Annotated in this window: 18 protein-coding genes; 4 read left to right on the top strand and 14 right to left on the bottom strand. The window is 28.4% G+C overall.

What is annotated here, in order from left to right; genetic code table 11:
* Window positions 1-67: 67 nt before the first annotated feature.
* The 4 genes from ACZ5N4_RS12775 to ACZ5N4_RS12760 all read right to left on the bottom strand — a co-directional run bounded on the left by ACZ5N4_RS12775 (window position 68) and on the right by ACZ5N4_RS12760 (window position 3,019).
* Entirely contained in the window at window positions 68-196 is a 129-nt protein-coding gene (locus ACZ5N4_RS12775; protein ID WP_464210476.1) for a cyclic lactone autoinducer peptide, read from the bottom strand.
* Window positions 189-782, bottom strand: a complete 594-nt coding sequence (locus ACZ5N4_RS12770; protein WP_464210474.1) for an accessory gene regulator ArgB-like protein — start codon at window positions 780-782, stop codon at window positions 189-191. The genes ACZ5N4_RS12775 and ACZ5N4_RS12770 overlap by 8 nt, the downstream gene beginning before the upstream one ends.
* 204 nt (window positions 783-986) lie before the next feature.
* On the bottom strand, window positions 987-2,303 hold the full coding sequence (locus ACZ5N4_RS12765) for a sensor histidine kinase (protein ID WP_464210472.1): 1,317 nt from the start codon (window positions 2,301-2,303) through the stop codon (window positions 987-989).
* A gap of 5 nt (window positions 2,304-2,308) precedes the next feature.
* Entirely contained in the window at window positions 2,309-3,019 is a 711-nt protein-coding gene (locus tag ACZ5N4_RS12760; protein WP_464210470.1) for a LytR/AlgR family response regulator transcription factor, read from the bottom strand.
* A gap of 329 nt (window positions 3,020-3,348) precedes the next feature.
* Here ACZ5N4_RS12760 and safA point away from each other — a divergent pair, with 329 nt between their 5' ends.
* Entirely contained in the window at window positions 3,349-4,008 is a 660-nt protein-coding gene (gene safA / locus ACZ5N4_RS12755; protein WP_464210468.1) for a SafA/ExsA family spore coat assembly protein, read from the top strand.
* Between the two features lie 316 nt (window positions 4,009-4,324).
* Here safA and ACZ5N4_RS12750 read toward each other — a convergent pair whose 3' ends face one another.
* On the bottom strand, window positions 4,325-5,701 hold the full coding sequence (locus tag ACZ5N4_RS12750) for an aminotransferase-like domain-containing protein (RefSeq protein WP_464210467.1): 1,377 nt from the start codon (window positions 5,699-5,701) through the stop codon (window positions 4,325-4,327).
* Window positions 5,702-5,833: 132 nt separating this feature from the next.
* Here ACZ5N4_RS12750 and ACZ5N4_RS12745 point away from each other — a divergent pair, with 132 nt between their 5' ends.
* Complete coding sequence (locus ACZ5N4_RS12745) at window positions 5,834-6,262, top strand: GNAT family N-acetyltransferase (protein WP_464210465.1); 429 nt, start codon at window positions 5,834-5,836, stop codon at window positions 6,260-6,262.
* A 54-nt stretch (window positions 6,263-6,316) separates the two neighbouring features.
* Here ACZ5N4_RS12745 and ACZ5N4_RS12740 read toward each other — a convergent pair whose 3' ends face one another.
* From ACZ5N4_RS12740 to ACZ5N4_RS12710, 7 genes are all read right to left on the bottom strand, one after another.
* Window positions 6,317-7,588 carry an L-cysteine desulfidase family protein gene (locus ACZ5N4_RS12740; RefSeq protein ID WP_464210463.1) on the bottom strand — a complete coding sequence of 424 codons (1,272 nt, stop codon included), beginning with the start codon at window positions 7,586-7,588 and terminating at the stop codon, window positions 6,317-6,319.
* A gap of 225 nt (window positions 7,589-7,813) precedes the next feature.
* Window positions 7,814-9,565: a sigma-54-dependent Fis family transcriptional regulator gene (locus ACZ5N4_RS12735; protein ID WP_464210461.1), complete on the bottom strand. Its 1,752-nt coding sequence runs from the start codon at window positions 9,563-9,565 to the stop codon at window positions 7,814-7,816.
* Between the two features lie 68 nt (window positions 9,566-9,633).
* Window positions 9,634-10,740: a Ger(x)C family spore germination protein gene (locus ACZ5N4_RS12730; protein WP_464210459.1), complete on the bottom strand. Its 1,107-nt coding sequence runs from the start codon at window positions 10,738-10,740 to the stop codon at window positions 9,634-9,636.
* A gap of 58 nt (window positions 10,741-10,798) precedes the next feature.
* Window positions 10,799-11,863, bottom strand: a complete 1,065-nt coding sequence (locus ACZ5N4_RS12725; RefSeq protein WP_464210457.1) for a GerAB/ArcD/ProY family transporter — start codon at window positions 11,861-11,863, stop codon at window positions 10,799-10,801.
* Window positions 11,864-11,903: 40 nt separating this feature from the next.
* Window positions 11,904-13,367: a spore germination protein gene (locus tag ACZ5N4_RS12720; RefSeq protein WP_464210455.1), complete on the bottom strand. Its 1,464-nt coding sequence runs from the start codon at window positions 13,365-13,367 to the stop codon at window positions 11,904-11,906.
* 202 nt (window positions 13,368-13,569) lie between these two features.
* Window positions 13,570-14,382, bottom strand: coding sequence for an ABC transporter substrate-binding protein (locus ACZ5N4_RS12715; protein ID WP_464210453.1), 813 nt, complete (start codon window positions 14,380-14,382; stop codon window positions 13,570-13,572).
* Window positions 14,383-14,698: 316 nt separating this feature from the next.
* Window positions 14,699-14,962 (bottom strand): hypothetical protein, encoded by a 264-nt coding sequence (locus ACZ5N4_RS12710; RefSeq protein ID WP_464210451.1) that lies wholly within the window; start codon window positions 14,960-14,962, stop codon window positions 14,699-14,701.
* A gap of 289 nt (window positions 14,963-15,251) precedes the next feature.
* Here ACZ5N4_RS12710 and ACZ5N4_RS12705 point away from each other — a divergent pair, with 289 nt between their 5' ends.
* Window positions 15,252-15,941 carry a DUF554 domain-containing protein gene (locus ACZ5N4_RS12705; RefSeq protein WP_464210449.1) on the top strand — a complete coding sequence of 230 codons (690 nt, stop codon included), beginning with the start codon at window positions 15,252-15,254 and terminating at the stop codon, window positions 15,939-15,941.
* A 132-nt stretch (window positions 15,942-16,073) separates the two neighbouring features.
* On the opposite strand, the gene ACZ5N4_RS12700 is transcribed toward ACZ5N4_RS12705, so the two are convergent.
* Together ACZ5N4_RS12700 and ACZ5N4_RS12695 are read right to left on the bottom strand one after the other, a co-directional pair.
* Window positions 16,074-16,751, bottom strand: coding sequence for a hypothetical protein (locus ACZ5N4_RS12700; RefSeq protein WP_464210447.1), 678 nt, complete (start codon window positions 16,749-16,751; stop codon window positions 16,074-16,076).
* A 534-nt stretch (window positions 16,752-17,285) separates the two neighbouring features.
* On the bottom strand, window positions 17,286-18,536 hold the full coding sequence (locus ACZ5N4_RS12695) for an Nramp family divalent metal transporter (RefSeq protein ID WP_464210445.1): 1,251 nt from the start codon (window positions 18,534-18,536) through the stop codon (window positions 17,286-17,288).
* Between the two features lie 190 nt (window positions 18,537-18,726).
* Between ACZ5N4_RS12695 and ACZ5N4_RS12690 the strand changes: the two genes are divergently transcribed.
* A complete protein-coding gene (locus tag ACZ5N4_RS12690) occupies window positions 18,727-19,749 on the top strand; it encodes an AI-2E family transporter (protein WP_464210443.1) in 1,023 nt (340 codons plus the stop codon).
* Window positions 19,750-19,751 lie beyond the last annotated feature (2 nt).

Below are 19,751 nucleotides of genomic sequence, written 5' to 3'. Positions count from 1 at the left end.
TATTGTATTTCTAATCATACTTGTTTTATTTTTTATAAAATTATAATTTGTAACATTATATTCTTTACTAATTTTTCTTTAAATCTTCAGGTACTTTAGGTTGATAGGAATAATAAAATGATGCATTAGAACTTGCTGATTTTGCAATCTTTCTTGTAGCATTAGCTATTGATTTTAAAATTTTTTCCTTAACCATAACTTTCTTTTCCTCCCTTTAATACTGGTATTATCGTAAGAATTGATATTGCTAGTATTGTTAAACTAACTATAAATGTTATATCTATTGAAATGTAATTAGTATAAAATCCTATACTTATAAACACAGCTATTACTGAAATTGTTATTCTACTTATTTTTTTAAATTTTTTCTTTTCATCTAATGATAATGGATTATTTTCATGTTCTACTGGTGATAATCTATAAATAACTACTAATGAAACTATTACAAAAATCATCCCTAGAACTGTTTTATATTTATCAAGTAGTAAGCAATTTATTAAAAGTTCACTTAAATATATTAATGTCGTTATTACAAAACACCCACTAAAGCTTTCAGCATGATATCCTCCTGTATATGATCTTAAAATTATAAAAGTTGAAATAAAAAACAAAGTTAAAATAACTTTGTCCAATATAATTCCTAAAATTAATAAGAATATTGTAATAATTAATGTTGATAAGATAATCTGAACCCCATATATATAAATAGTTCTATCATCTATATCTATTATTTTATTTTTTACTAAAATGAAAGTTATGTCTTCAGCCAAGTGTTCTAGCAAATTATTCACCTCTTTTGAGCAAAATTATATCATGTTTTTTTGAATTTTATTCCTTTTCTTACTCAATAGCATAATTTTGCTACCGAATAGTAATTTTTGATATAAATTTACAAAAAATATAAAAGAAGATATTCTAAAATGAGATAAAATCTCTTTTAAAATATCTTCTTTTATATAATTAAAATAAATTTAATACACTTTTATTCATATCAATTTCATCAATATTTTTATTGTAAATATATTATCTTTATAAAAATATTCTACACATCCATCATATCTTTCTACTATGTTATTTATTATCTTAAGCCCCAATCCATGGTTCTTTTTATCTTTTTTAGTACTTTGAAATTTTTTCATTGTACTTATAGGGCTTGTCTTAGCTGCATTGGAAACTGAAATGAGCAAATAGTCTTTATATGGATTTATTTTTATATCTATTCTTTTTTTATCTTCATTATTAATTTTTCTAGATGCTTCTATTGCATTGTCAATAGCATTGCTTAATACAGATAATAAATCTATAGATTTTATTTTTATTTCTTTTGGTACATTGGCCTTTATATCTATATTAATATTATATTCTTCTGCTAAAATACTTTTTTGATTTAATATAGCATCAACTATATCATTTCCACTTCTTATTAGAATTGAATCTAAAACTACAACATTATTTATACTTTCTATATATTCTATTCCTTCCTGTATTTTATTATTTTTAATTAAAGATAAAGTACAAATAATATGATTTTTAAAATCATGTCTAAGCTTACGAGTTTCATTATATAATTCCTCTTTTTCTAAGTAGTGTTTTTCCATTATTTCATTTTTTAATTCAATTATTTTATATTCTTGTTCTTTTTTATAATACTTACCTAATTTAAGAAATATATAATTAATAAAAATAGTTATAATTAAAATTCCAACAGAGCATACTATAAAATATATAGATTTATCAAAATAATATTGTGACATAGTTCCAATTTTACCTATTAATATTAAGATAATGAATAGTATAGAAAATATACTTAAAACCATATACCAGTATTCTAATGGAATATCTAAATTAGCTTTATCAACAAAATAACAAATCATTTTTAATATAATAAACACTAACATTTTGCAGAGACATACTAAAAATACTCTTGCCCAATTTTCTTCAAAAAGCATTTTTTGTAAGTCTATTTTCATAACTATCATTAATATATTGGCTACAACTATGTCACTTAAAATCATTACTATAACTGCAATTATTGTAAATATTATTTTATTTTTTAGGGTTCCTTCATATAAAATTATAACAAAGAGTATTAAAAAACTAATGGATAAAATTAGTTTACTATTAGAAAAGTATAACATATTGGTTGAGTAGTATATAATCAGAGCGTATAAAATAATTATTCCTATATATATGTATTTATTATCTTTTTTCTTATTAAAGATATTAGAAAAGAAATTAAAAAATATAATACTTTCGCATAAACCAAATAAGAACTCCATTAATTTACTTCCTAAAATATCCATAATCTTTACTCTGCATATAATGTAAATGCTCTTTTTATATCATTTACTCTATATCTACTTATTGGCAATTTTTCTTTATTATCTAGTATTATATCTAATTTGTTGATGCTACATACATATTTAAGATTAACCATACAAGTTCTATGTATCAAAATGAAACTTTTATCATCAAGTTCATTAATTAAATTATTAAATTGAGTATTTAATAATTTGTATTTCATATTAAAAGTTTTTAAATATACTTTTCTATTTATGCACTCAATATATAAAATATCATTTAAATATAATTTAACTTTTCCAAAATCAGTATTAAAGATATGCTGTTTTTCTTTAACTTTTTCAATAGAATTAACAGCAGAAGTAAACACCTCAACTAGTTCTTCGTCCACCTTTTGCTTTCTTAAAAATCTAAATGGGTTATATTTAAAAGATTCATAAACCAATTCATCCATAGATGTTAAAAATATTATAATAATTTCTTTATTATATTTTCTTAATAAGTTAGCTATTTCAAATCCATTTATTTGTGGCATATCTATGTCTAAAAATAATATATCAAAATGTTCAGCATTTGTAATTTCTACTAACAATTCATTCCCATTAATAAATTTTTTTATTTCTATATCTTCATATAATTTATGAGCTATTTTTTTTATCTTATTATACATACATTCTAGGATTATTTTTTCATCATCACAAATAGCTATTTTAATCATACATCCTCCGTATTCCTCCTTATATTCCAATTAAATACAATGAATTTTTGCAGTTATTAAAGTTTTACTTTGTAATAATAGAATAATTACGTTTATATTCATATTATGTACAAATATTGATTATATTACCAGTTAAATTCAACCACAATATAGAATCTTATTACATTTTTTCGACAGAAATACTAAATTCTTAATCCCTATCTTCATATTTTTCTAATAATGAATAATAACCTGCAACGTAAATAACTTAATATCTATTTATTTCTTATTGAAATATCTCTATGTTTTCTACATTTTATTGTATGAATTACACAATATACATAACATAAATGTCACCTAACCTTCACACAATATTTAACGAGGTGATTTATTTGAAAAGAAAAACAATACTCGCAAGTTCATTTTTATGTTTAATGTTATTTGGCAGTAAGGTTCATGCCCAGCCTATAACTTACACAGTAGTTTCTGGAGATTCTATGTGGAAAATTGCAGTAAAATATGAAATTGGAATAAGTGAAATCATATCCGCTAATCCACAAATTAGTAATCCAGACTTAATCTATCCAGGACAAAAAATAACAGTTCCGAACATACAGGATGTTAAAACTGCTGAAAACAGAGTTATTACTTTAGTAAATGCAGAAAGAGCTAAAGCTGGACTTCCACCTTTAAAAGCAAATTGGCAGCTTTCTAGAATTGCCAGATATAAATCACAGGATATGATAGATAAAGGCTATTTTTCACATACATCTCCTACTTATGGTTCACCATTTACAATGATACAATCCTTTGGATTAAACTTCTCTGCTGCAGGTGAAAACATAGCAATGGGCCAGCAAACACCAGAACAGGTTATGACAGCATGGATGAATTCACCAGGACACAGAAGTAATATACTAAGCCCTGCATATAGTGAAATAGGTGTAGGACTTGCAAAAAGCCCTAGTGGAGTTTTCTACTGGACTCAAATGTTTATAAAACCTTATTAGTTCAAAATTTTAGGTTAATTACTCTATAGGGAAGCTAACCAGAAAATTGACTTACACAAAGGGCTATGTTTCCAAAGCTGAAGGTAGATTTAAAAACTTTGTGTCAGTCTTAGTGAAGTGTTTTAAGACAACCTTAGAACCTTAGATACTGTTTGAGCAAAGCGAGTTTATCTAAGTTCTTAGGTCGTCTAAAACACAAGCTTTAGACTGACTAAAAGTTTTTAACGGACTGAAGCTTGGAAACATAGTCCGGGGTGTAAGTCAATTTTCGGCCTTGTAACCCTATACAATAAGGCCTAGTTTCTCAATTATATTTTTATAAACTAAAAATATCATTCGAAGCTTTCCAAAGGTTATTCTTTTCTTTTAATATCTCCTCCACTAATATAGGTATTCCTTTTTTTATCTTTTCTTCATTAACTGTAGATATGCCTATTCTTATCAGTTTGTCACCATTAAAATTAAATAAATAGTTATCCTTGATGTTTTTAATCATAACATTTCTCATTCGTAAATTATTAACTAAGTTTTCTAAGCTTATATTATTATCTATATCAATACTTGCAAAGAAGCCTGATGATGGTATGTTCCATATTCCACTATTTTTATCGATAGATAGTATTATATCCTTTAAACAATTCATTCTTTTTGAGTAGAGTTTTTTTATCTTCCTTATATGTTTATCAAACATTCCACTTTTAATATATATTTCTAACGCTCCTTGTGAAAGTACTGATGTACTTATATCTGCGCAGGATTTGTACTTAGAAAATATGTCAGTTAATATTTTAGGCAATACCAAAGCTGCAATTCTAAGTCCAGGTAAAAATACTTTAGAATAACTTTTTAAATATATAACTCTGCAATTATCGTCATATGAATAAATTGGATCTACTTTGCTATTAATATCTAAATCCCCTAAATAATCATCTTCTACTATATATACATCATATTTTTCAGCTAGTTTTAATATTTGTTTCTTTTCTTCTGATGAATAGGATCCTCCTGTAGGATTGTGAAATCTAGGAATTGTATAAAAAAACTTTATATTACCATTCTTAAAAATCCTTTCTAGATCACTAAAGTCTAATCCTTTATAGGTTCTTCTAATCCCAATTGCCGTGACTCCATTATATTCAAGGGATTTTAATGCACCATAGTAGGTAGGTTGTTCTACAAGTACATTTCTCTTACCATTAGGAAATGGCAATATACTCAATATATTAATTGCCTGTTGTGAACCACTAGTTATAAATATTTTATCTTCATCAGCAAATACCTGATATTTTTGAAAATCCTTTGACAAAATCTTTAATAATGGCTGCAAGCCTTGAGGATTAGAATAATTAAAAAGACTATCCTTATACATATTTATCGCTTGATTTAAACAATGTTGAAACTCTATATAAGGTAACGCATTGCTATCTGGTGATGCTTCTGAAAAATTTATTATATTATTGTTATAATTACTATCAGCATTCATATTATTTGGCACTAAATAATAGCCACTTTGTGGTACAGCATATATCATATGGTTTTTTTCAAGCTCATCATAAGCTCTAATTACTGTTGCCTTGCTGCAGGCAAATAATTTGCACAATTCCCTTATGGAAGGCAGCTTTTCGCCAGGTTTTATTTTTCCATCAAATATCTGATTATTTATAAAATCCAATATTAATTTATATTTAATCAAAACATATCACCTCACTCTGTACTGGTACACTTAGATATTATCATTATTGTTCAAAGTAAAAATTCCAAATATACTATAACTGTACCACAAAACTTAGCAAAAACAATCTATTATTTTTGAGGAGGTGCCTTCATGTTTAAAGAATATAAATGTGATCAATTTATAATATACACAGATAGAAGGAAGGTTGATACAGAAGCTGTGTGTTCCTTTCTATCAAAATCTTACTGGGCAAATACTAGAAATAAAGATACCATTTTACGCTCAATAGAAAATTCATTATGCTTTAGTCTATTTAAGGAAGATACACAAATTGGCTTTGCAAGACTTGTTACAGATTATGCAACCTTTGCATATTTATGTGATGTATATATTGATGAAAATTATAGAGGCTTAGGACTTGGAAAATGGCTGATGGAATGCATTGTAAATCATGATGAAATTAAAGGTGTTAAAAGAACAATGCTAGCAACTAGCACTGCACATGGACTTTATAAAAAATATGGCTTTGATGCTATATCTAATCCTGAATTATATATGATTCTAAATAGACAAGTATAGATAAAAAGCTCATAAACTAAAGATTTTTTCTTTAGTTTATGAGCATAATTTTTCTTATTTACAGCCTTGTAACATTACATCTAGAATTATATCGTCAGTATTTGCCATACCTTCATTTGATACTCTTCCTAAGTTTTGTATTGTCTTTTCAACTGAATCATCAAGTATACCATCTCTTGAAGGTATAAATACATTTTTGTTTGCCATTTTAGCTGCATCCACTGCTGCATTTACTGATATAGCTAACTTGTAGGAACATCCAATTTTAGCTCCATCGCATATCATTCCGCTTATACCAGCTATCATGTTTTTAATAGCTCCACCTATTTGCTCAAGAGTTCCACCTAAAAGATATGATAGTCCTGCACTAGCTCCTACCCCAGCAGCAACTCCACATCCACAAACTGGTGATAATGATCCTGTGTAGCTCTTTATATATACAGTAACTAAGTGGCTTAGCGTTACCGCTCTAACTATTTTTTCATTGTCTATATTCATTCCTTCTCCAATAATAGCTATAGGTAATATAGCAACTAATCCGTGATTTCCACTACCTGCACTGCTCATTACTGGCAATGGATGTCCAGCCATTCTTGCTTCTGAAGCAGCTGAAGTTATTGCCTTAGCATTTTGCTCTAGATCCTCTTTATCGCTCTTCAACATATTTCCAAGTCCGATACCTAGATTGTATTTTAAGTCATCATCAGCAATTCTTCTGTTCATAACAATTCCTTCATTTATGAACTTGATTTTTTCAAACTCTATAGTATCAACAAATTCCTTTAAATCAGCAATGGTAAATTCTTTGATTCTATCTCTTAAAGACGGTTTTGCAGCTTCTTCCTTGTCATCTTGAGCTGAGATACATTGTCCATTTTGTTCAAGAAGAACTACATTTAGGTGAGTCTTTTTAATAACTACTCTTGAAGTATTATTTTTACCTTTTGCAATTACCTCAATATAAAGACCTGTAACATCCTTTTTTAAATCTAGATTTATCATATTTTTTCCCATTAGCTTAAGGGCTTCTTCTAAGCTCTCATTTGTTACCTCTTTTAACACTTCAAGTTTATATTCTGACTTCCCTACGACTAATGCTAAAGCTGCAGCAACTACTATTCCCTTCTCATTCGTTCCAGGTATCCCTACTTCTTTACCATTCTTTAATACATTACGGTCAACTAATATATCTAATGTTTCCACTTCTTCTTCTAATAATTCCTTAGCTTTTGCAACTGCATATGCAACTGCAGTTGGTTCTGTACATCCAAGCGCTGGAACAACCTGGTCCTTTAATATGCTCACTAATAATTCATTGTTTTTCATCTGTAATTACCTCCTAGATTTTATCTATAATTATTAATAAGCAAATATCATGCCAAAGATTTTATGGCCTAATTACGTAGATTATATTTTCGTTTTTCTCAAAAATAAGAATTACATTTATGAAAACACTGGAATTTCCCTATATAACCGTTTACACCTTGCTTTAACGTTTTTTCTCAAAAATAATAATTAATTATTATTTTTGAGAAAAATGCATTCATATCTTTATTCTTCAAGCTTACGATATAATGTGGCTGGACTTATTCCTAGTTTTTTAGCGATTATTTTCTTTGCATCAGTATCAGCACCATAACGCTCAATTAATTTATTGATTATCTGCTTTTCATATTCTGCCACCATCTCTTTTAATCCTTTTTCAATTAAAGGGATATCTTCATCACTAGTCATTCTTTTAATTATTGTGTCCAGCGTAATATGTTTTTCTTTTTCAAAGTTGATAGCATACTCTATTAAATTCTGTAATTCTCTTACGTTACCTGGCCAAGAATAAGCCATCAAAGCATTTTTAGCGCCGTCAGTAAACCCTTCGATGTTTTTTTCGTATATTCTGTTGTACCTATTTAAAAAATACATCGAAAGCTCTAATACATCATATCCTCTTTCTCTTAGTGAAGGTATATTAATAGGAATTACGTTTAATCTGTAGAATAAATCCTGTCTGAACTCTCCTCTTTCTACCATTTTGTATAAATTCTTATTTGTAGCTGCAACAATTCTTGGGTTAACCTTAATAGTACTTAACCCTCCTACTCTTACAATTTCTTTTTCCTCAAGCACTCTAAGCAACTTAACCTGCATATGAAGAGGCAAATCACCTATCTCATCTAAAAAGATAGTTCCATCCTTTGCAATTTCAAATTTACCCATCTTACCGCTGCTGCTGGCACCTGTAAATGCACCTTTTTCATATCCAAAAAGTTCACTTTCCACAAGACTATCTGGTATTGCACCACAGTTTATTGGCATAAAGATTTCGTTTTTTCTATCACTTTCAAAATGAATAGCTCTAGCAAAAAGCTCCTTACCTGTACCACTTTCTCCTAATAATAAAACTGGTACATTTTGCTTTGAAATAAGTCTCACTTGTTCTTTAACTTGAGAAAATGAAGGACTGTCTCCTATAATATTTTCAAAAGTAAATAATGAATGTTTTTCGCTTGCTTTCAAAACTGACTGTTGTAATTTATTAAAATCCTTAAAGGTTATAACTGCACCAGAAATCTTTTCATTAACTTCAATAGCTTTTATTGACAAGAGAAACACATATCTATAATTATTGTAACTAATAGATACTTGATCTTCTTCTATGCAATAGTTTGTCTTCCTAAACTTATCAATTATTTTGTTAGGAAGTATTTCATTTATGTTTTTGCTCACTATTCCAAAATCTTTTAGCTTAAATTTTTCTTTAATATATTTATTTATACTAAGTATTTTATTTTCATCATCTATGATTATAATGCCTTCATTTACAGAGTCAATTACTGTCAGCAATTCTTTTGATTTATACTCTAATTTATTATTGATGCTTTTCTCTCTAATTCTTGAAGAAATAAACTCACTTAATCTCTTATCGAAATCTGTATAACTATCTTTTTTCTCCAAAAAGGTCTTTTTTTGTCTTTCGTCAAAGATAATCATTCCAATAACACCTTCGACTCTGTCATCTATAATTATAGGAAAACATACTTCTGCTTTTTCATCGCAAACTCCTCTTATAGCACAAGTGGTACATTCACTGCAAATTGTAGGATCTTCAATGAGATAAGGTTCTCCTGTTTTTACGCACCTTTCAAATACCGAGTTTCTAGGACCGTATGCTCCTATTTTCTCCTTAAGTCTTCCTGTTGCTGCTATTCTAAGGAGATTTCTATCCATAATTGTTACGTCAATACCAACTATCGCTTTAATTGTTTCAGCGATACCTTGCAGCTCATCTTTAATAAGATGTATCAAAGGTCCTTCCCCCATTCTTCCTTAATTCTAATTAAAATACTATATTTTATTTAAAAATAGTATAGCATTTATTTTTTCTTTTGTCCTATAGTAGATATTTTAGTATTTACATGTACTTTTATTACGGCATCACAAAAAGCCTCATCACTAGCATAGTTTCCTTGTCTGCCGTATTTAGCTACTGCATACTTTCCAAGATCAATCCAATCTGTTTGATATTCTTTTTGCATTTTCCCCAATTCGATCTCTAATTTTTTCTGCAAATCTTCTGCAAATACTTTTTCTATATCTTTAACCTCTTTTTTAGTTATTAGATTTTTATCTATAGTATCTACTTTTAAATCTCCAATAAGAGTAACAAAAATATCATACTTTAAATGATTATCCTCTTTTGAAACATTCACTTTAAGTTTATTTTTATTTTTAAAATAAGCCTCATAGTATTCGTTTCTTTCTGGCTTGTTAATAGCTAGATATCCAAATCCATCATTATTTCTTAAAATATTTATTAATCTAGCTTCATCCAGAGAAACTTTTTTAATTATTTTATCTTCTTTAAATAATGCAAGCCCTGAAACTTGAAACCGTTCTTCCTTTACTTCCATATAAGGTATAACAATCTTCTTCCCTTCCTGATAATACATTTTTAAAACTTCTGATACTTCATTATTGGTAGGAAAGAAGTTATCCATACAAATAAAGTTTAAAATTCCACGAATTTGTTCTGACATGGTGGATGCTGATGTAGGATTCATTTTATATACATCTTTTGCTGATTCTCCACTTATTGCTATAGATGCTACTACTCTTCTCATAGGATCTCTTATTTGTCCATCTAATATATCTTTAATTCCATACCTTGCTCTTTCTTCACTAATTAAGTAAACTATTTCTGTTCCCAATATCAATTTCCTATTGGATTTCATCTGAAGTTCATTTGCAGTACTGTATATAGATTTGCTTCTACCACTAAAAACTTCGTGTTCTATTTTTCTTTCACCTTTAAAAGTAAAAGTTTCTAATGTGTCTCTATATTTATATCCAACTCCCTGATTTTCTATATCATATCCTAATCCTATTACTATTCCCAATTCTTCCTGAGCTCGCATGTTATAACATCCCGAAAACATAATAGGAATTATAATAATAAACGATAGTTTTTTTATTACTTGCATTATTATCACTTCCTAACAGATAATTATTTCATCTTTAGTTCATATAAAATATTGTATATTATCTTGTTTTAAAATAAACCAATACTGCAGTTACAACTCCCCAAAGTACTCCAAATATCACTACATATGGGGTAATAACGTCTAGAATTTTTATTCTATTATATTCGGGTATAAAAAAATAGCTTAAACCCAAAGTAAAAATTGAACATAAAATACAGCATCCTCTGTAATTCATTTTTATAACTTTTGACAAACAATAGGAGGATGCAAAAAGATAGCAGACTAAAATTCTAAATATAATACTGCTCCATAAAAGCATTAGCAATGTTATAAAATTTTCAATTAATGGTAGATGTATAGTAGATACTAAATAAAGAAGAGGATAAGTAACCTTCGAAGTTAGTTCCCATCCAAGTGAATAAATAGTGATAAATACATTTAATGTATATATAAATATTATTGTAAAAACTGCAATTATACCTGCTTTTTTAGCATTTTTTCTATTAGTTATAAATGATATGGAAATATAGCTTATTTCCACACCTGTGTATGAATACAAAGTAGCAGGTATTGCTTTAATTATATCCTTATAGGAAGTAATAATAGGTTTTATATTTCTTATCTCTCCTCTTGGAATAAAAAATATCATTAAAGCTATAAATCCTATCATTAGATAAAAAAACAATTCGCATAGCCTTCCTACATTAGTGAGTCCATATATAGCTGAATATATAGTTAATAACATAACTAATATTAGTATTATATAACGGGGTATATAATTAACAATAGTTAAGTATAATACATTAGCGAAACCTGATATGATTGTCACTTCAAAAAAAAGAAAGATTGCAAAGAAAATTAAAATTATTATATTAGTTAAAAACTTGCCATATATTTTATTGTTTAGTTCCTTGAAGTCAACATGTTTCATTTTTTTATCTATATAAGCAGCCATTAACACAACAACAATAGGATATAGACCACCAATTATCACAGATATCCATCCCTGCTGATGAGCATCATTAGCGACATCCTGGGCAAGAGATAAAATTCCCACTGCTATCATTGCGCTATGTACAAGGGCTATATACTGATGTTCAGTTATTTTATTATTTATATTCATCGCAGCTCCCCTTACAATTTGTCATTCTTTGTTTTAAAGGTTATTTATTTTTTTTATTCTTACTTCTTTCAAATCCAATAGCTCTAGTATTTAAATTTTCTATTTTAGATCTTGTAAAAGTATCCCTAAATCCTTTAAATCTTAAAGGAGCCAGAGGCGTAAAATACGGAACACCAAAAGAATCCATTCTTATTAATGTTACAATTATTAATTGAATTGCAACTAAAAGTCCTAAAAAAGCAAAGAAATTAGTCATTAAAAGAACTCCAAAGCGTAATAATCTAATAGAAAGTGCCATATCATAATTAGGAATAAGAAAAGTGCATATAACAGTAATAGCCACAACCACTAGTGTTGTTGGGCTTACCAATCCTGCTAAAGTAGCTGCCTGACCTAATACAATACCTCCAACAATTGACAGTGTTTGACCTACTGGGTTTGGAAGCCTAAGTCCTCCCTCCCTAAGGATTTCTACTAAAATCTCCATAAGAAGTATCTCTAAAAATGGTGGCAGCGGAATATTTTGCCTTGTACTTACAATTATTTTTATTAAATTTAAAGGTGTAAGCTCACTATTATAATTTAGGAGTATAAGATATAAAGAAGGTAAAATTAAAACTATTATTAAAGCTGAATACCTGATAAGTCTGTCGAAAGTTCCAAGTAAGACTCTATTTGCATAATCCTCAATATCCTGAAAAAACTCTATAAAACAAGCAGGAAGTATCATTGCATAGGGAGCCCCCTCAGCTAATATGGCTGCTTTACCTTGAAGAATGTCCGAAATTACCTTAGTCGGTTTTTCACTGGTTTTAACTTGAGGAAAAATTGACCAATCAGAAATTTTCATTAATTGGCTTAACATTCCTGGCCCTAATATTTGTTTAGCTTTTACAAGATTTATGCTGTTTCGAATATTATTTAACACCTCAGGATCAATTGCATTGTCCAAATAAATAAGAACTGAATCCATCTTGTTTTCTTCCCCAAATATAAAAGTCTCCATTTTTAAATTATCATTTTTAATTCCCTGCTGAACTAATGATATATTAGTTTCTAAACTTTCAATAAAGGCTTCTCTACCACCTCTTATTACTTTTTCAACATTTGACTCTGTAACAGCTCTATGTGCTGCTCCTATGGTTTTACAGACTATAACGCTGTTCTCATTTTCTGTTAAAATTATACATTTTCCACGCTTCAACTCCATAGATATTAAATTTAGGTCTGACGTAACCTGAACATCACTTGATGCTATATATCTTTTCGCTATATAATCTGTCTTACACTCAACGTTGTTTATCGAAGATTGAACATGAAATAACAGAGGAAATATTATACTATTTTCTATAAATTCTTGTTTTGCAAGGTTACTAATATATAATATAAAACATCTAATATTATCTTTAATTATTATCTCTCTTTTTACAACATTGAAATTTGCTGGAGAGTTAGCTAAAATTGTGTTTATATTATCATCTAGGTTATTTGTAAGAGAATTCATGTTATACAGCACCCCCTACATAAACTCTAATATTTCTTTTTTGTTTTTATATTTACCTAAAAGGTTCAATTATATTCGTAAATTATACTGCAGTCATCCTTATTATGAATACATATATATACAGCTAAAATCTATTAAAAACATGAAAAAGACCTCAACAATCAGATTGTCAAGGTCTCTAATAATATTAATCTATTTTTAATTATTGTTTATAAATGTCATATCCAAACCACTTCATTGAAAGCTTAGATAAAGTACCATCTGCTTTAAGTTCATCTAAAGCTTTTTGTAAAGCCTCTTTTAATTCTTTATCCTCTTTCTTTATACCTATTCCTTCTGGTTCTTTTGTTAGCTTTTCATTTAATATTTTGTAGTTGCCGCCATCCTTCTTAATGTAGTATCCTCCAACTTGACCGTCAACTATTAATGAATCTATTCTTCCTATGGATAAATCGTGGAAAGCTTCTGTAATCTTATCATATCTCTTAACTTCCTTAGTTCCTTCTACCTTCATAGCTGCTTGCTCACCAGTTGAACCAAGTTGAGCTCCTACTACTTTACCTTTCAAGTCTTCTTTGGTGTTTATTTTATCATTATCCTTTTTAGTTACCATTATTTGACCACCGTCTATGTATGGTCCAACAAAATCTATCTCTTGTTTTCTCTGATCTGTTATGCTTAAAGCTGAAAGTATTACATCGAATTTTCCTGATTTAAGCGCTAACAAAATTCCATTGAAATCTGTAGTTGTTACTTCTAATTTTACGCCTAGTTTTTTTGCTAACTCGTTTCCTAAATCTATATCAAAACCTACCAAGTTATTTTTGTCATCCCTAAATTCCATTGGTGGATAAGAATCATCAAGTCCGATAGTTAACTTACCTGCATTTTTAACTCTTTGTAATGAGTCTACCTTTTGCGAACTATTATTGTTTGAACTATTATTGGTTCCGCATCCTGCAAATAATGATACAGACATCACTGCAGTTATAATCAAAGCTGAAATTTTCTTCATAATTTTGTGCCCCCTTAATTATTTTCTATATTTATAATTATACAATTAATTTTATTATTATGCAATATTTTTAATAAATATTTCTAATGTAATTTCACATGTTTTTATAATTATGCTTACACTCCTTAGAAGACGCCCCATTAATCTTAAGGTATATTCTCTTCTAAAGCACTAAAAACAAAAAGACTAAGGTTGCATTAATATTAATAATAATGCAGCCTTAGTCTTTAAACAAATACCTCTCGCATACGTATTTACCTTATATATCCTTAATTATCTATAAAAAATAAAACTAGCAGCTAAACTGCTAGTTTTATTAAACTCCTTTTGGAATAACTGCTACATTATAATTCATCTCTATATTTTTTAATAACGGCTTGTCCTGCGTCACTTGCTTTACTTCTTCTAAACTTTTAGCTGTAAATACAACTGTACCGCCTTTTCTATTTAATACTCCTCCACCAATTAAGTATTTGTTGGAGTTAACCTTACTGTTATTTACCCTTGTATTACTACTTATTATTCTATCATTTTCTGATGCTTTATAATTGATTCTAATAAAAAGATTATATTCGTCCATTTGTATACCCCCGATCATTTGTTTGGGTAATTTATATTTTTATTATATCGAACACATGTTCGATAGTCAAGTTTTATTTCTTACCCCATACCTATAAATATGCTCACAATTAAGAAATATGCTCACAAAATAAAACCTGAGCATATTTCTTAATCAAATTTACTAAATTTTTCTCCACTAACATAACTTATTTGATAGAATTATATTGGGAAAAAATTTCATAATATTGTTATGATATAGTTATGAAATGTATTTGCTACTATTAATCAAATATTAGGGGGGATATTTTATGCTTTTAGGAACTATTGTAAACTTTTCTGCTATTATAGTTGGAAGTTTAATTGGACTCTTAATGAAAGGTGGTGTGCCTGAAAAAATTAGCAATACCATCATGCAGGGCCTCGCACTATGCGTTATCTACATAGGTATATCAGGGGCAATTAAGGGATCTAATGTTATGCTTATTATAATTTCATCAGTAATAGGTGGTTTTATCGGCGAGCTAGTAGACATAGATAACCTACTAAAAAAGTTAGGTGATAAAATTGAAAATAAATTTAAAGGCAGAGGCATAAAAATTTCAGAAGGCTTTGTAACTGCCAGTCTTTTATTTTGTGTTGGTTCAATGGCAATAGTAGGTTCTCTTGAAAGCGGTCTTCAAGGCAACAACAAGATACTTTTTGCTAAATCAATGCTTGATGGCGTAGCATCTATAATATTTTCATCTACGCTTGGAATCGGTGTAATGCTTTCTTCTGTTTCAGTATTACTTTACCAAGGTGTTATAACTATTGCTGCTTCAGGATTAAAAACAATCTTAATACAATCTGTCATTACAGATATGACCGCAATAGGAAGTCTTCTCATTATGGGTATAGGGTTTAATATGCTTGGTATGTCAAAAATAAAAGTTGCAAATTTACTTCCAGCTGTTTTTATACCAATCTTTTATCAACTTATTTTAAACTTAATGAAATAATAATGAATTCCAAGCATCAGGTAAAATTGAAATTCCATCTAATGCTTAGAATTCTGTTTATGAATAAAAAACGATAAAATATACTGTACTTTTATAAAAATTAAGTTTCCAGCATATTTTATCGTTTTTTTATTAAACACTCTCTTCAACCTTCTTCTCTAGAGCATCATTAAAATCATCTATATATTTTATCAAACTACTTTCTATATTTCTTTTTCTTTCCTCTACCAATGTATCTAAATACTTTTTGTCTAACCTTTTATTCATTAGTCTGTCTTTTTTAATTACCTTTTCATAATTCTTGTTATCTCCAGCGAAATACATCTCATATGCAGCAAAACCAAATGCAGCTCCGATAAATCCCATGATTATTCCATTTATTATGTCTCTTTTTAGTATGATTCCACAAACAAAACCAATTAGTATACCAGATGTTACAACAATAGTTTTGGTTGACTTCTTTTCTGTATTTTTTTCCTCTGTAGCAATTGGTTTATCTTCCTCTTTAACATAAAGCTTATTTTCATCAATTTTCATATGAGCAATATGTATATCGCCAATCATATCTTCTATTTTTTCCACAATCTTTATCTTATCTTCATCATAACCTTTGTCCATTAATTCACTTTGACTTCTAATCAAAAGATTAGACTGTAATACTTTACTATAGTCTCTAATGTTTATATACTCTTCATCAAAAGTTTCATTAACTTCTTTTAAATCGCTGCATAAATAAAGTTCTGCCTTTAAGTCATTGTAAAGCTTATTCATAAAAGTATAGACTTCATTTTTCATATCACTGATATCCATAACACAACTCCAATCCCTTCAAAGAAATTCCCCATAAGTATAAATCAAGTAAAATTCACAATTTTCTTATTAAACATCTAGATAAGTTTACCATAAAAATATGAAATTGTCCTTATTAATTTGACAAGAACATAAAAAGCAGATGTGATCAGCACCTGCTTATCCTATAGGAATATATAAAAAATCTTGAATATTTCACTACAACCTATATATGCTAAAATCACTTATATGGAATTCCTTATATAAGAGTATTATAAAACACTTAGGCTGTAGATATAACATATCAAAACATTAAATAAGTATCGGCCGCTATAACCCTTATAGCGCATTCAATCTTTACATGTTGTACGTTAAATCATTCAAGACTTTTTACAATAAGTATTATAACCAACTAATATCACAATATTCAAATTATTCCATAAAATTCCCATAGAATCTTTAATAAACCAAGAAATTTTAGCCTTTATTTAGGTATGTCATTTAACTTAAGATTCTTAATGTAAATAAATATATACTGTTATATTATCATATGGTTTAGGATAAAATTAGTAATAATATGTTTAGAATGATTACTGTGAAGGCAATTATACTCAAAATTATCTTTGACAATCTACTGTTAGCGTATTTTCCCATAACATTTTTAGAAGATGTTAAATATATTTGCAGTATTATTGTAATAGGAAGTTGAATACTTAATAGCATTTGAGATATAATGAGTCCCTTAAAAGGATCCTTTATAAAAAATACAATAGCTGTAGCACATGCAATTGTTACTAGTACACCTATTCCAGTATGTCTATCATGTATATCATAAGGCTCTTTGTATAATCCAGCAAATATACTTCCACCAGCCATTCCTGCTGTCACACTGGAAGATATACCAGAAAAAAGCAGAGCCACAGCAAATATTATGGCAGCTGTACTTCCAAGCATAGGTGTAAGCATAGATTGAGCTTGACTAAGCTCTGTTACCTTAATATTTTTAGTAAAAAATGTAGCGGCCGCTACTAATATCATAGCACTATTTATGGCCCATCCAATAATCATAGAAAATAGAGTGTCTATAAATTCATATTTTAATTGATGTTTTATTACCTCTTCATTTTCCAAATTCCACTGTCTACTTTGTATTATTTCTGAATGTAGATATAAATTATGCGGCATAACTACAGCACCTAATACACTCATTATAATTACAATAGAACCTTGAGGTATAGTTGGAACAAACCAGCCCGTTACAGCTTCCATCCAATTTATTTTAACAAGTGCAAGCTCAAATATAAATGATATACCAATTAAGGACACAAAACCTATAATTAATTTCTCCATTCTTTTATAAGAATTAGTAAAAATCATAATAATGACTAAAATACATACCATAAGAGATCCAATTTTGATTGGTATCTTAAACAACATATTTAGAGCTATTGCTCCTCCTAAAACTTCAGCCAACGCTGTGGATATTGAAGCTACTATTGCAGAAAAAAGTATAAGCTTAGAAAAAACAGGCTTTAAGTATATTGAGGCTGCCTCAGATAGACAATATCCGGTTGTGATTCCTAAATGTGCAACATTGTGCTGAAGAACTATAAGCATTATTGTACCCAATGTAACCATCCACAGGAGCTTATATCCATAATCAGCACCTGCTGCAATATTAGCTGCCCAATTGCCTGGGTCTATAAAACCTACTGTTACTATAAAACCTGGGCCTATATACTTTAAAAAGTCTAATGCCATAAATTCGTGCTTTTTTTTGTGTTGAAAGAATTTATTTATTTTCATTTTGCCAACAACTCCTTAAACTGTTAAAAATATTATAATACATGAATAATAATTTAAAAATAGTTTACAAAACATTTTTTATTATATATTAGCAAATTTATATAAATTATGTTATTATTATACTTGTTTTCAAGCATCAAAAGAATTCTGTTCCTAAATATTACAAACTAATTTTTCGAGGAGATTTTATATGAATTTTTTAAGAGAGTTTTTTTCTAAAGACAGCGTTAAGAAATTCTTAACCTTTATATTTATTATACTGCTGTTTTATGCAGGTAAATCAATGCTGAATCTATTCTTGCTAACATTTGTTTTTACCTATCTGATGAACAGCTTACAAAACTTAATAATTAAACAACTTAAACGAATTACACCTGTAAAGGAGAAACTTATCACGGTAATACTTTATTCATTACTATTTGCTTCTATAGTATTAATTATAGCTAAATATATACCTTTACTCATTACACAAAGCAAATATATAATAAATCAAGCTATAGATCTTGATCTTACTCCTGATTCGGATTCTGACATTGTTCAAAAGTATTTGATGACAATGTTCCAGCAGGTAGATATAAAAAGTTACTTAAAATCAGGATTTGATATAACCTTCCAATTCGCTGCGAATATAGGAAAATGGAGTATTAATGTATTTATTGCCATAATGTTAAGCCTATTCTTTATGCTTGAAAAAAGAAAGGTTATATGTTTTTTAAGGAAATTTGAACACAGCAAAATTTCAGGGTTATATAGATATTTAAGCTTCTTTGGCAATAATTTCTTAAACTCTTTTGGTAAAGTCGTTCAAGCACAAATACTTATAGCATTCTTTAATACTATACTTTCAGTAATTATGCTTTCAGTGCTTCATTTTCCGCAGCTAATTACTTTAGGCTTTATGATATTTGTATTGAGTCTAATTCCTGTAGCAGGGGTTATAGTTTCTCTTATCCCTTTAACTCTTATAGCTTTTAAGATAGGCGGCCTTACTAAAGTTATTTATGTTTTAATAATGATTGCTATAATTCATGCACTTGAAAGTTATATTTTAAACCCAAAACTTATGTCAGCAAAAATTGAACTGCCTATATTCTTTACTTTTATAATACTTATTGCATCAGAACATTTTATGGGAGTATGGGGATTGCTTATTGGAATTCCACTATTTATGTTTATATTAGACTTGCTTGAAGTTAAATTGCATGAATGTTAAAA

Source organism: Clostridium nitrophenolicum (assembly GCF_055391695.1).
Note: the sequence above shows the minus strand (reverse complement) of the source record. Positions and strands in the feature narration are given on the sequence as shown.